Origin of the sequence: Staphylococcus sp. FSL W8-1268, assembly GCF_038003965.1 — a bacterium.
Taxonomy (GTDB): domain Bacteria; phylum Bacillota; class Bacilli; order Staphylococcales; family Staphylococcaceae; genus Staphylococcus; species Staphylococcus hominis.
In genome coordinates this window covers 1,849,655-1,863,121 of record NZ_JBBOQE010000001.1, presented here as the reverse complement: position 1 = coordinate 1,863,121, position 13,467 = coordinate 1,849,655, and the positions used below count along the sequence as shown (strand labels likewise).

Below are 13,467 nucleotides of genomic sequence, written 5' to 3'. Positions count from 1 at the left end.
GTATTTTATTTAAAGAATTTATAAATAAAGGAGACATATATAGTGGAATTATCAGAAATCAAACGTAATATTGATGAATATAATAATGATTTAGAACAAATTAGGGGGTCTCTTTGACTTAGAAAATAAAGAAACAAATATTCAAGAATATGAAGAAATGATGACAGAACCAGACTTTTGGGATAACCAAAATAAAGCTCAAGATGTTATTGATAAAAATAATGCATTAAAATCGATAGTTAATGGTTACTATGAGCTCAATCATAAATTAGAAGATATGGATGCAACATGGGAATTACTTCAAGAGGAATATGATGATGAAATCAAAGAAGATTTAGAACAAGATATTGTATCATTCAGAGAACAAATCGATCAGTTTGAATTACAATTATTATTAGATGGTCCACATGATGCAAATAATGCTATTTTAGAGTTGCATCCTGGTGCTGGAGGGACCGAATCTCAAGACTGGGCTAGCATGTTATTAAGAATGTACCAAAGATATGGTGAACAACAAGGCTTTAAAATAGAAACCATCGATTATTTACCAGGTGATGAAGCGGGAGTAAAAAGCGTTACATTATTGATTAAAGGTCATAACGCCTACGGTTACTTAAAAGCAGAAAAAGGAGTACACCGACTTGTAAGAATTTCACCTTTTGATTCATCTGGAAGACGTCATACGTCATTTGCTTCTTGTGATGTTATACCAGAATTTGATAATGATGAGATAGAAATAGAAATTAATCCTGATGATATTACAGTAGATACATTTAGAGCATCAGGTGCAGGTGGACAACATATCAATAAAACAGAGTCTGCAATCCGTATTACTCACCATCCAACTGGAATTGTAGTGAATAACCAAAATGAACGTTCTCAAATCAAGAACCGTGAAGCTGCAATGAAAATGTTGAAATCTAAATTATATCAATTGAAGTTAGAAGAGCAAGAACGTGAAATGGCAGAAATTCGTGGTGAACAAAAAGAAATAGGATGGGGTAGTCAAATTCGTTCGTATGTATTCCATCCATATTCTATGGTAAAAGATCATCGTACAAATGAAGAGACTGCTAAGGTAGATGCAGTAATGGATGGAGATATTGCGCCATTTATAGAAGCTTATTTACGACAAACGATGTCACAAAATGATTGATTGAGTTGTTTATTAATAAAAAATAAAATTTTAAAATCTAAATAAATCTAACTTTAAAATGTAATTCGTGACTTGTAATATTACTAATTTAATCAATTTAAACTAATTTAGGAGTGTTATTTAACCTTTATATTACAAGGTTTTAACATTCCTCTTTTTTAATGTTGTTTATGCTAAAGTATTAATGAACAAGCATACACTACAGCAAAGGAATGACAACATGTTAAAAAAATCAATGACTGTAACATTTGCTTCAATTGCAGCAATTACAGGTTTAAATACGTTAGCACATGCACAACAAACACACATTGTTAAAGAAAAAACAAATGTAGAAGCATTGGCACAACAATTTTCTACAACTGCAGATGAGATAAAAAAATTAAATCATATAGGTAATGAGGAAGTTGAAAAAGATATTTCAATAGTTGTACCTGATAAAGATATTGTTGAAGTTAAATCGGGTGATACATTAAACAACATTGCGAATGCTCATCATTTAACATTAGATGAATTATATGCATTTAATCCAGGAGTAAAACCGCTAATTCATCCTGGTGATTTAATCGCAGTAAGTGACAAAGGTTCAGCAACATTAGAAAGTCAATTGATAAGTGATAGTAGTGTATATGCTACGCCTTATTCAAGTGAAACTGAAACTGCACCATTAAGTTATAATAGCGCTGAAACTGCGTCATATGTAGCGTCTCCATCATATGTTACTAGTAATAATTACAATACTGAAACAGTAAGTGCACCAGTATATTATAATAATAGTGCTTTAAATAACCAAGGTAATCATTATTATTTTGGTAACTGCACATATTATGCATTTGATCGTAGACAACAATTAGGACGTTCAGTAGGGAGCTATTGGGGAAATGCGAATAATTGGGCAAGCTCAGCTAGAAATGCTGGTTTAGTGGTCGATCATCGTCCTGAAGTAGGTGCTGTTTTCCAAACACCAGCGGGTTATTATGGTCACGTGGGCATCGTAGAACGTGTGAACAATGATGGTTCATTTTATGTTTCAGAAATGAATTGGAATGGTCATTTCAATGATGTTACAAATAGAACAATTTATAATTCGTCTAGTTATAATTTTATACATTAAATTTTCAAAGGATTTATAATGTTAAAGCATCAACAAAGCTTATGTTTTGTTGATGTTTTTTTAGTTATTAATAATGCAATGTATTATTTAAAAAAAGAAATAAAAGTTATGAAATTATCACAATTAAAACTTTTTACTAAACGATTGATTGATATAATAAATACAAGTATAATTTCTATTTAATAATATAAGGAGGTATAACCGCATTATGGGGGTTCATCAATACTTTAAACGTTTATCTGATCTTGAAAAATTAATAAGATTACCAGGAAAATTCAAATATTTTGAGCATAATGTTGCAGCACATTCATTTAAAGTTACTAAAATAGCTCAATACTTAGCAACAGTTGAAGAATATCATGGTAATTCAATTGATTGGAAAAGCTTGTATGAAAAAGCCCTTAACCATGATTTTGCAGAAGTATTTACAGGGGATATTAAGACACCAGTTAAATATGCAAGTAGAGAATTAAAAATGTTATTTTCTCAAGTCGAAGAAGAAATGGTAGATACGTTCATTAATGAAGAAATTCCGAAGCCATACCAAGATATTTATCGTAAAAGACTTCAAGAGGGAAAAGATGATTCTTTAGAAGGCCAAATTTTATCAGTAGCTGATAAAATTGACTTATTATATGAAACGTTTGGTGAAATTCAAAAACGTAATCCGGAAGATCTGTTTTTTGAAATTTATGAACATAGCCTAGAAACAATAATGCAATTTGATCATTTAAGTTCAGTACAAGATTTTATTGATCACGTTATACCGGAAATGCTTACGGAAAACTTTATTCCTCGTGCTGAACTACGTGAAACAACAATGACAATCTTAGAACGACGAAGAAGAAATGAGTGAATAGAATGGTATGGTATACTTTAGCTGCTTTCTTTCCTTGTATCTTAGTTATTTTATTTAGTGTAATTACCAGAAGTAAATGGGTGGGCGTTATTGTAACATTGATATTAATTGCCGCTTCAGTGTATAAAGGATTTTTTCATAATGAATGGATTATATTTTTAGATGTAGTATCTATCCTAGCTGGTTATGTGATAATTGATAATTTAGAATTTCACAAACATCAAGACTAAGCCAAAAAAATTGCAGTACTATACCATTTGTTTTATATTATTAATACATATCTAATAAAAATACGTCAACATATTAAGATGAGGCATAAATATAGAAATGAATTTATATTTGTGTCTCATCTTTTATATATGTATAAAAAATGATGGCAAACGTAAGCGAACAAACGTTTGTTTTTTTATTCGCTTTTTTGTTAAAATAAGTATAAATAATATTATTTTTACTGAAATAAACAATTAATAAAATAAACTGAGGAGGCGCTTGAAAGAATGGTAGAACATCATCCTTTTAAATTAAATTCTGAATTTGAACCACAAGGGGACCAGCCTCAAGCCATAAAAAAAATCGTTGAAGGTGTTAAAGCTGGTAAACGTCATCAAACATTACTTGGTGCAACGGGTACTGGTAAAACATTTACCATGAGTAATGTTATTAAAGAAGTTGGAAAACCTACATTAATTATAGCGCATAATAAAACGTTAGCAGGTCAATTGTATAGTGAATTTAAAGAGTTCTTTCCTGAAAATAGGGTAGAATATTTCGTGAGTTACTACGATTATTATCAACCTGAAGCATATGTACCATCAACGGATACATTTATCGAAAAAGACGCCTCAATTAACGATGAAATTGATCAGTTACGACATTCAGCTACAAGTGCTTTATTCGAACGTGATGATGTGATTATTATTGCAAGTGTAAGTTGTATTTATGGTTTAGGTAATCCAGAAGAATACAAAGACTTAGTTGTTAGCGTTCGAGTAGGAATGGAAATGGATAGAAGTGAGCTTCTTCGAAAATTAGTCGATGTTCAGTATTCAAGGAACGACATCGATTTTCAACGTGGTACATTTAGAGTAAGAGGAGATGTTGTAGAAATCTTTCCTGCTTCAAGAGAAGAAATGTGTATCCGAGTGGAATTCTTTGGCGATGAAGTTGATAGAATCAGAGAAGTAAATTATCTAACTGGTGAAGTGATACGTGAAAGAGAACATTTTGCCATATTCCCTGCTTCCCACTTTGTTACTAGAGAAGAAAAAATGAAAGTCGCTATTGAACGTATTGAAAAAGAACTTGAAGAGCGATTAAAAGAATTGAAAGCTGAAAATAAATTATTAGAAGCACAACGTCTAGAACAACGTACAAATTATGACTTAGAAATGATGAGAGAGATGGGCTTTTGTTCTGGAATAGAGAATTATTCTGTTCATTTAACATTAAGACCACTTGGTTCCACACCTTATACTTTACTTGATTATTTTGGTGATGATTGGCTTGTAATGATAGATGAGTCGCACGTGACGTTACCACAAATTAGAGGTATGTTTAATGGAGACCAAGCACGTAAAAAAGTACTCGTAGATCATGGTTTCCGTTTACCAAGTGCTATGGATAACCGTCCGCTTAAATTTGAAGAATTTGAACAAAAAACTAAACAGCTCGTTTATGTTTCAGCAACACCTGGTCCATATGAAATTGAACATACTGATAAAATGGTAGAACAAATTATTCGACCAACTGGTTTATTAGATCCTAAAATTGATGTTCGACCTACGAAGAATCAAATTGATGATTTACTCAGTGAAATTCAAGAAAGAATTGATAGGAATGAACGTGTACTTGTCACAACCTTAACTAAAAAAATGAGTGAAGATTTGACAACATATATGAAAGAGGCAGGAATTAAAGTGAATTATCTTCATTCTGAAATCAAAACACTTGAACGTATAGAAATTATACGTGATTTAAGAATGGGCACATATGATGCTGTAGTAGGTATCAATTTGCTTAGAGAGGGTATTGATATACCTGAAGTGTCGTTAGTAGTTATTTTAGATGCAGATAAAGAAGGATTTTTACGTTCAAATCGTTCACTTATTCAAACTATCGGACGTGCTGCACGTAACGATAAAGGAGAAGTTATCATGTATGCCGATAAGATAACAGACTCTATGCAGTACGCAATTGATGAAACACAGCGTCGTCGAGAAATACAAATGACACATAACGAAAAATATGGTATTACTCCTAAAACAATCAATAAAAAAATACATGATGTCATTAGTGCTACAGTGGATAATGATGAAACAAATGAAAAGCAACAAACTGAAGTACCTAAGAAAATGACAAAGAAAGAACGTCAGAAAACAATTGAAAATATTGAAAAAGAAATGAAAAAAGCAGCTAAAGATTTAGACTTTGAAAGAGCAACAGAATTGAGAGATATGTTATTTGAACTAAAAGCAGAAGGGTGATTATTACATGAAAGGTCCAAGTATCGTAGTTAAAGGTGCAAGAGCACATAACTTAAAAGATATCGATATTGAGTTACCAAAGAACAAACTTATAGTGATGACTGGTCTCTCTGGGTCGGGAAAATCATCACTTGCATTTGACACAATATATGCTGAAGGACAACGTCGCTATGTAGAATCGTTAAGTGCCTACGCACGACAATTTTTAGGACAAATGGATAAGCCAGATGTTGATACCATTGAGGGACTATCACCTGCAATTTCAATTGACCAAAAAACGACAAGTAAAAACCCGCGTTCTACAGTAGCTACTGTGACTGAAATATATGATTACATTCGATTATTATATGCACGTGTGGGGAAAGCATTTTGTCCATATCATGGAATCGAAATTGAATCGCAAACCGTGCAGCAAATGGTAGATCGTATATTAGAATTAGAAGAAAGAACTAAAATTCAAATTTTAGCTCCTTTAGTTTCACATAGAAAAGGGAGCCATGAAAAATTAATTGAAGATATTGGCAAAAAGGGATATGTCAGATTACGTGTGGATGGTGAAGTGGTCGATGTAAACGACGTTCCTGCACTAGATAAAAATAAAAATCATACTATTGAAGTAGTTGTAGATCGTTTAGTTGTAAAATCAGGAATAGAAACAAGATTAGCAGATTCAATAGAAACAAGTTTAGAGCTGGGTGAAGGAAACCTTACTGTTGATATCATTGGTGGAGAAGATCTCAAATTCTCTGAAAATCATGCTTGTCCAATTTGTGGATTTTCTATAGGTGAATTAGAACCTAGAATGTTTAGTTTTAATAGTCCGTTCGGCGCTTGTCCGACATGTGATGGATTAGGTCAAAGACTTACAGTAGATCTAGATTTGGTTGTTCCTGATACTAATAAAACTTTAAATGAAGGCGCGATTGAACCCTGGGAGCCCACAAGTTCCGACTTTTATCCAACATTATTAAAACGAGTATGTGAAGTTTATAAAATTAATATGGATAAGCCATATAAAAAATTGACTGATAGACAAAAAGATATTCTTATGAATGGGTCAGGTGATAAAGAAATTGAGTTTTCATTTCATAGTCGAAATGGAGGCACACGTCGTAGAAAAATGAAATTTGAAGGCGTAGTCCCTAATATAGATCGACGTTATCACGAATCACCATCAGAATATACACGTGAAATGATGAGTAGATATATGACTGAACTTCCATGTGAAACATGTCACGGTAAACGTTTAAGTAAAGAAGCACTTTCAGTATATGTTGGTGGATATAATATTGGAGAAGTTGTAGAATATTCCATTAAAAATGCACTCAAATTTTATGAGAATATAGAGTTATCAGAGCAAGACAAAGCGATTGCTAAACAAATTTTAATTGAGATTATTTCAAGATTAACATTCTTAAATAATGTAGGGCTTGATTATTTAACACTGAATCGTTCTTCAGGAACATTATCAGGTGGAGAAGCACAACGTATTCGTCTTGCTACTCAAATTGGATCACGATTGACAGGCGTGCTTTATGTATTAGACGAACCTTCTATCGGGTTACATCAACGCGATAATGATCGTTTAATCAATACATTAAAAGAGATGAGAGATTTAGGTAACACACTCATTGTAGTTGAACATGATGACGATACGATGAGAGCAGCCGATTACCTTGTTGATGTCGGACCTGGTGCAGGTAATCATGGCGGTGAAATTGTCTCAAGTGGGACTCCTAAAAAGGTAATGAAAGACAAGAAATCCTTAACTGGTCAATATTTGAGCGGTAAAAAACGTATTGACGTCCCGGAACATCGCAGAGAAATTACGAATCGTAAAATATCAATTAAAGGTGCAAAAAGTAATAATTTAAAAGATGTTGATGTAGATATTCCATTGTCAGTAATGACGGTTGTAACAGGTGTTTCTGGATCAGGTAAAAGTTCATTAGTTAATGAAGTGTTATATAAATCATTAGCTCAAACAATTAATAATTCTAAAGTTAAACCTGGAGAGCATGATGAGATCAAAGGTATTGATCAATTGGATAAGATTATAGATATTGATCAATCACCTATAGGAAGAACACCACGTTCTAACCCGGCGACATATACAGGTGTATTTGATGACATTAGAGATGTTTTTGCTCAAACGAATGAAGCTAAAATTAGAGGATATCAAAAAGGACGCTTTAGTTTTAATGTTAAAGGTGGTCGTTGTGAAGCTTGTAAAGGCGATGGCATTATTAAAATAGAAATGCACTTCTTACCAGATGTATATGTGCCATGCGAAGTGTGCGATGGCAAACGATATAATAGAGAAACTTTAGAAGTCACATATAAAGGAAAAAATATTGCAGATGTATTAGCAATGACAGTAGAAGAAGCGACTTATTTCTTTGAAAATATTCCTAAAATTCATAGAAAATTACAAACACTTGTAGATGTAGGATTAGGCTATATTACTCTAGGGCAACAAGCAACCACACTTTCTGGTGGGGAAGCACAACGTGTGAAACTGGCTTCAGAATTACACAAACGTTCTACAGGACGATCAATTTATATCTTAGATGAACCTACTACAGGCCTTCATGTTGACGATATCAGTCGATTATTAAAAGTATTAAATCGTCTTGTGGAAAATGGAGATACAGTGGTTATTATTGAACATAATTTAGATGTTATTAAAACAGCAGATTATATTATAGATTTAGGACCAGAAGGCGGAGAAGGTGGCGGTACTATCGTTGCAACTGGAACGCCAGAAGAGATTGCAAGTGTGGAAGCTTCTTATACAGGTAAGTACTTAAAAACAGTGTTAGAACGTGATAAAGTGCGAGATGAATAAAATAGAATTTAATGTGCGATAGTGCTTTTTTAGAGTATAAATGAAGTAGAATATCATTTTAATGGTTTTGAAAAAAGGAGTAGAAAAATAATTTTCTACTCCTTTTTTATATAACATATTGTTATATTTTTGATATGATAAGAGATGAATTAATTCAAGGGAATTTTGAGGTGAACTCATGTTAACGACAGAGAGATTGGTTAAAGTATTAAAACTGAAGCTATTTACTGGAGAAAAAGGATTAAATAAAACAATTAAAAATATTGATATTTCTAGACCTGGTTTAGAAATGGCAGGTTATTTTTCTCATTATGCAGCAAATCGTATTCAATTATTAGGTACCACTGAATTATCATTTTACAATTTATTACCAGATGAAGAAAGACGAGGACGAATGAGAAAATTATGTCGTCCTGAAACCCCAGCAATTATTGTGACAAGAGGATTAGAACCCCCTCAGGAACTGATTGAAGCGGCTCGAGAAATGGAGACACCTTTGATTGTTTCTAAAGATGCTACGACAAGTTTAATGAGTCGATTAACGACATTTTTAGAACATGAGTTAGCTAAAACGACCTCTCTACACGGCGTTTTAGTAGACGTATATGGTGTAGGCGTATTGATTACAGGAGACTCTGGCATCGGAAAAAGTGAAACAGCATTAGAATTAGTAAAACGAGGTCATCGTTTAGTAGCAGATGATAATGTTGAAATTCGCGAAATTACGAAAGATGAATTGATTGGTACACCACCTAAGTTAATTGAACATTTATTAGAAATACGTGGACTAGGAATTATCAATGTCATGACTTTATTTGGAGCGGGGTCAATTCTAACCCAAAAACAAATACGGTTAAATATAAATCTTGAAAATTGGGATAAGAATAAATTATATGATCGCGTTGGCTTAAATGAAGAAACGTTAAAGATTTTAGATACGGAAATAACTAAAAAAACAATCCCTGTAAGACCAGGAAGAAACGTTGCTGTTATTATAGAAGTAGCTGCAATGAATTATCGTTTAAATATCATGGGTATTAATACAGCTGAAGAATTTAATCAACGTTTAAATGAAGAAATTCTCAAGAATGGGAATCAGAATGAAGGGATATAGTATATGCTTTTTAATTTGAATTATATCAATCCTACTGCTATCGATATAGGTCCTTTATCGATAAAATGGTATGGAATTATTATTGCAGTAGGAATATTGATTGGATATTTTATTGCTCAAGAAAGCTTGAAATCTATAGGACTACATAAAGATACATTAGTAGATATTATTTTTTATTGTGCAATTTTCGGATTTCTAGTTGCAAGAATTTATTTTGTTATATTTCAATGGCCTTATTATATGGAAAATCCATCAGAAATACCTAAAATTTGGCATGGCGGGATAGCTATTCACGGTGGATTAATAGGTGGCTTTATTACTGGAATTATTCTATGTAAATTGAAAAATCTTAATCCTTTTCAAATTGGAGATATTGTTGCACCAAGCATTATATTAGCTCAAGGTATAGGGCGATGGGGCAATTTTATGAATCATGAAGCTCATGGCGGACCAGTATCAAGAACATTTCTAGAAAATATGCATATTCCAGAATTTATTATTCGAAATATGTATATTGAAGGTGTATACTATCATCCTACTTTTTTATATGAATCTATTTGGGATATACTTGGTTTTATTATATTAATTACTCTTAGAAAGTATCTACGCGTTGGAGAAACATTTTCATTATATCTCATTTGGTATTCACTAGGGCGCTTCTTCGTTGAAGGATTACGAACAGACAGTTTAATGTTAACAAGTCATATTCGCGTAGCTCAACTTGTTTCAATTATTTTAATTATTATTGGTATGACTTTGATTATCTATCGTCGAATAAAATATCAACCAGCTATTTATAAAAATGCTGGACCATTAACTTGGAATTCAAGAGGGAAAGTAAAATAATGAGACGATTAACTATTATTAATACACAGTCGATGAATCCCTTATGGCGCATTTACCAATTTGTTCGTTTTTCTAAAGTGTTAAAAAATACAGTAATAATAGAAATAAGTCGATTTATTCCTTTTTTAAATGTGAAACGATATGTTTATATTCATTTCTTGAAGATGTCAATTGGGGAACGAACTGCATTTGCCTATAAGGTAATGCCTGATATTTTTCATCCCCAGTTAATATCTATTGGCAGTAATACTGTTATTGGTTATAATACAACAATATTAACGCATGAAATTTTAGTAAATGAGTATCGTTATGGACGAGTGGACATTGGTTCTCATACTTTAATTGGAGCAAATGTGACCATTTTACCTGGAGTGAAAATCGGTCATAACGTTATGATTAAAGCAGGTACTATCGTCTCTAAAGATGTTCCCAATGATACTATTGCTTTTGGAAACCCCATGCAAATTCATAATAAATAAGAAAGTGGTGACAAAGCATGGCACGAAAGGAACAAAAAATTATTCCAATGACTTTTGATGAGAATTTTTATCGAAAGATGGCAGATCAAAAATATAAACAGAGAAATTATAGAAAAGCAGCTGAATATTATGGAAATGTGCTAGATTTGTCACCTGAAGATTTTGATATAAAACTTAAGTATGCCGATTGTTTAAATGAATTGAATTTGAATAAAAAAGCAGAAAAAATGTTTTATGAAAGCATTATAAATGATCATAATGTATCAGAAAGTTATTATCAATTGAGTCAACTGAATATTAAACTTAATGAGCCAAACAAGGCCTTCTTGTTTGGTATTAATTATGTAGTTTTATCAAATGATGATTCTTTTAGAGAAGAATTAGAAAACATGTTCGAAGTTTCTTATATTGAAGAAAATAAAATTGAAATGGAAGCACAATTATTTGCAGTTCAATTATTATTTCAATATTTATTCGCTCAAGGACGGTTACAAGAAGCACGAACGTATATTTTAAAACAAAACGATGATATTCAGTCGCATCGCGTTATTAGAAATTTACTAGCAATGTGTTATCTTTATTTGAGTGAATATGAGATTGCTAAAGAATTATTCGAAACATTGCTTGCTGAAGATAACTCGGATGTTCATGCACTATGTCATTATACATTGCTATTATATAATACTAATGAAACAGAGAAGTATCACAAATATATAAAAATATTAAATAAAGTGATGCCGATGAATGAAGATGAAAGTTTTAAGTTAGGTATTGTACTAAGTTATCTTAAACAGTACAAAGCGTCTCAACAACTTTTATTACCTTTATATAAAAAGGGTAAGTTTGTTTCAGTTCAAATGTTTAATGCTTTAAGTTATAACTATTATTACTTAGGAAATAAAGAACAAAGTAAACTATTTTGGGATAAATTATTGCAAATTTCTGAAGTAAATGTGGGGTATGCCCCATGGGTATTAGAAGAAAGTAAATACACATTTGAACAAAAAATATTACCTTTATTATTAGATGATGACAGTCATTATCGATTATATGGCGTATTTTTATTAAATCAGTTAAATGGAAAAGAAATACTAATGACTGAAGACATTTGGTCAGTATTGGAAAACATGAATGACTATGAAAAGTTATATTTAACTTACTTAGTTCAAGGATTACATTTAAATAAGCTTGATTTTATTCATAAAGGCTTAAAGAAAATATATGACGTTGAAGAACTATCGTTTGATACAGAATTATTTGTCAGTTGGATTGATAAAGGAGAAGCTTTAATCGTTGAAGGCGTTAATTTTAAAGAGTTAAATAGATATATTGCGGCACATGTTTATTTATATTACCGTTATCATAAAAAGCATATAACTAAAAAGAAAATTATTGAAATTTTTAATACTACAAGATATAAATTAGATAACGCAATTGATAAATTATTGAGCATATAAATTTATGAAAAGCAAATAATACTATATAATGCGCGTATTAATATAAACGTAGGAGGTATAAAAATGAACGAAGTAGATTTTGATGTTGCGATAATTGGGGCTGGACCAGCTGGAATGACTGCTGCAGTTTATGCATCACGTGCAAATCTAAATACAGTGATGATTGAACGCGGTATGCCTGGAGGACAAATGGCAAATACGGAAGAAGTTGAAAATTTTCCAGGCTTTGAAATGATTACAGGTCCAGATTTATCAACAAAAATGTTTGAACATGCGAAAAAATTTGGTGCTTCTTATCAATATGGAGATATCAAATCAATTGAAGATAATGGCGATCACAAAGTGATTAATCTAGGAAATAAAACAATAACAGCTAGAGCAGTGATTATTTCAACAGGTGCAGAATATAAAAAAATTGGTGTCCCTGGTGAACAAGAATTAGGTGGTCGTGGTGTAAGTTATTGTGCAGTATGTGATGGCGCATTCTTTAAAAACAAAAATATATTTGTTATTGGTGGCGGCGACTCAGCGGTAGAAGAGGGTGCATTCCTTACTAAATTCGCTGATAAAGTAACAATTGTTCATCGAAGAGACGAATTAAGAGCCCAAAAAATTCTACAAGATCGTGCATTTAAAAATGAAAAAATTGATTTTATTTGGAGTCACACTTTGAAATCAATTAATGAAAAAGATGGAAAAGTAGGATCTGTAACGTTAGTTTCAACAAAAGATGCGTCTGAGCAAACGTTAGATGCAGACGGTGTCTTTATTTATATTGGTATGAAACCTCTAACAGCACCATTTAATAATTTAGGTATTACAAATGATATGGGCTATATTATTACAAAAGATGATATGACTACTTCTGTACCAGGGATTTTTGCAGCTGGAGACGTGAGAGATAAAGGATTACGTCAAATCGTAACTGCTACAGGTGATGGTAGTATTGCTGCACAAAGTGCAATTGATTATATCGAAGAATTAAATGATAAAGAAGAAGCTTAAGATATTAATTAAAGCTAGAATAATCACTTCTGATAGAAGTATTATTACTAGCTTTTTTCTTAGCAGTAAAGTCGATATAAATTGTTAGCAATGTAAAAATATATGCTAT

General features: G+C 31.9%; 11 protein-coding genes. All 11 read left to right on the top strand.

All coding sequences use genetic code 11. The features are described 5' to 3' along the window. Nucleotides 1-42: 42 nt before the first annotated feature. A protein-coding gene (gene prfB, locus NST64_RS09500) for a peptide chain release factor 2 (RefSeq protein ID WP_100066499.1) occupies nt 43-1,156 on the top strand; the annotation gives its coding sequence in 2 pieces (ribosomal slippage) (nt 43-114 and nt 116-1,156; 1,113 coding nt in all). A gap of 220 nt (nt 1,157-1,376) precedes the next feature. Continuing rightward, nucleotides 1,377-2,267 carry a CHAP domain-containing protein gene (locus tag NST64_RS09495; protein WP_002448211.1) on the top strand — a complete coding sequence of 297 codons (891 nt, stop codon included), beginning with the start codon at nt 1,377-1,379 and terminating at the stop codon, nt 2,265-2,267. Between the two features lie 208 nt (nt 2,268-2,475). Continuing rightward, entirely contained in the window at nt 2,476-3,123 is a 648-nt protein-coding gene (locus tag NST64_RS09490) for a YfbR-like 5'-deoxynucleotidase (RefSeq protein ID WP_002448191.1), read from the top strand. 5 nt (nt 3,124-3,128) lie between these two features. Continuing rightward, entirely contained in the window at nt 3,129-3,356 is a 228-nt protein-coding gene (locus tag NST64_RS09485) for a CsbA family protein (protein ID WP_002448072.1), read from the top strand. A gap of 267 nt (nt 3,357-3,623) precedes the next feature. Further along, nucleotides 3,624-5,609 (top strand): excinuclease ABC subunit UvrB, encoded by a 1,986-nt coding sequence (uvrB, locus tag NST64_RS09480; RefSeq protein WP_002448241.1) that lies wholly within the window; start codon nt 3,624-3,626, stop codon nt 5,607-5,609. Between the two features lie 7 nt (nt 5,610-5,616). Next, entirely contained in the window at nt 5,617-8,457 is a 2,841-nt protein-coding gene (gene uvrA / locus NST64_RS09475) for an excinuclease ABC subunit UvrA (protein ID WP_049418651.1), read from the top strand. Between the two features lie 178 nt (nt 8,458-8,635). After that, complete coding sequence (gene hprK / locus NST64_RS09470; RefSeq protein WP_049335074.1) at nt 8,636-9,571, top strand: HPr(Ser) kinase/phosphatase; 936 nt, start codon at nt 8,636-8,638, stop codon at nt 9,569-9,571. A gap of 3 nt (nt 9,572-9,574) precedes the next feature. Continuing rightward, on the top strand, nt 9,575-10,417 hold the full coding sequence (lgt, locus tag NST64_RS09465) for a prolipoprotein diacylglyceryl transferase (RefSeq protein WP_049418653.1): 843 nt from the start codon (nt 9,575-9,577) through the stop codon (nt 10,415-10,417). Continuing rightward, nucleotides 10,417-10,896: an acyltransferase gene (locus NST64_RS09460; protein WP_002455611.1), complete on the top strand. Its 480-nt coding sequence runs from the start codon at nt 10,417-10,419 to the stop codon at nt 10,894-10,896. Before lgt ends, NST64_RS09460 begins: the two co-directional genes overlap by 1 nt. A gap of 17 nt (nt 10,897-10,913) precedes the next feature. Next, nucleotides 10,914-12,353, top strand: a complete 1,440-nt coding sequence (locus NST64_RS09455; protein ID WP_002448040.1) for a tetratricopeptide repeat protein — start codon at nt 10,914-10,916, stop codon at nt 12,351-12,353. Nucleotides 12,354-12,416: 63 nt separating this feature from the next. After that, a complete protein-coding gene (gene trxB / locus NST64_RS09450) occupies nt 12,417-13,358 on the top strand; it encodes a thioredoxin-disulfide reductase (protein WP_002448085.1) in 942 nt (313 codons plus the stop codon). Nucleotides 13,359-13,467: the final 109 nt, after the last annotated feature.

Coding starts and splice junctions, on each gene's coding strand:
- NST64_RS09485 (WP_002448072.1), top strand. CDS start 3,129: ATGGTATGGTATACTTTAGCTGCTTTCTTTCCTTGTATCTTAGTTATT.
- lgt (WP_049418653.1), top strand. CDS start 9,575: ATGCTTTTTAATTTGAATTATATCAATCCTACTGCTATCGATATAGGT.
- NST64_RS09495 (WP_002448211.1), top strand. CDS start 1,377: ATGTTAAAAAAATCAATGACTGTAACATTTGCTTCAATTGCAGCAATT.
- NST64_RS09455 (WP_002448040.1), top strand. CDS start 10,914: ATGGCACGAAAGGAACAAAAAATTATTCCAATGACTTTTGATGAGAAT.
- NST64_RS09460 (WP_002455611.1), top strand. CDS start 10,417: ATGAGACGATTAACTATTATTAATACACAGTCGATGAATCCCTTATGG.
- trxB (WP_002448085.1), top strand. CDS start 12,417: ATGAACGAAGTAGATTTTGATGTTGCGATAATTGGGGCTGGACCAGCT.
- uvrA (WP_049418651.1), top strand. CDS start 5,617: ATGAAAGGTCCAAGTATCGTAGTTAAAGGTGCAAGAGCACATAACTTA.
- hprK (WP_049335074.1), top strand. CDS start 8,636: ATGTTAACGACAGAGAGATTGGTTAAAGTATTAAAACTGAAGCTATTT.
- NST64_RS09490 (WP_002448191.1), top strand. CDS start 2,476: ATGGGGGTTCATCAATACTTTAAACGTTTATCTGATCTTGAAAAATTA.
- uvrB (WP_002448241.1), top strand. CDS start 3,624: ATGGTAGAACATCATCCTTTTAAATTAAATTCTGAATTTGAACCACAA.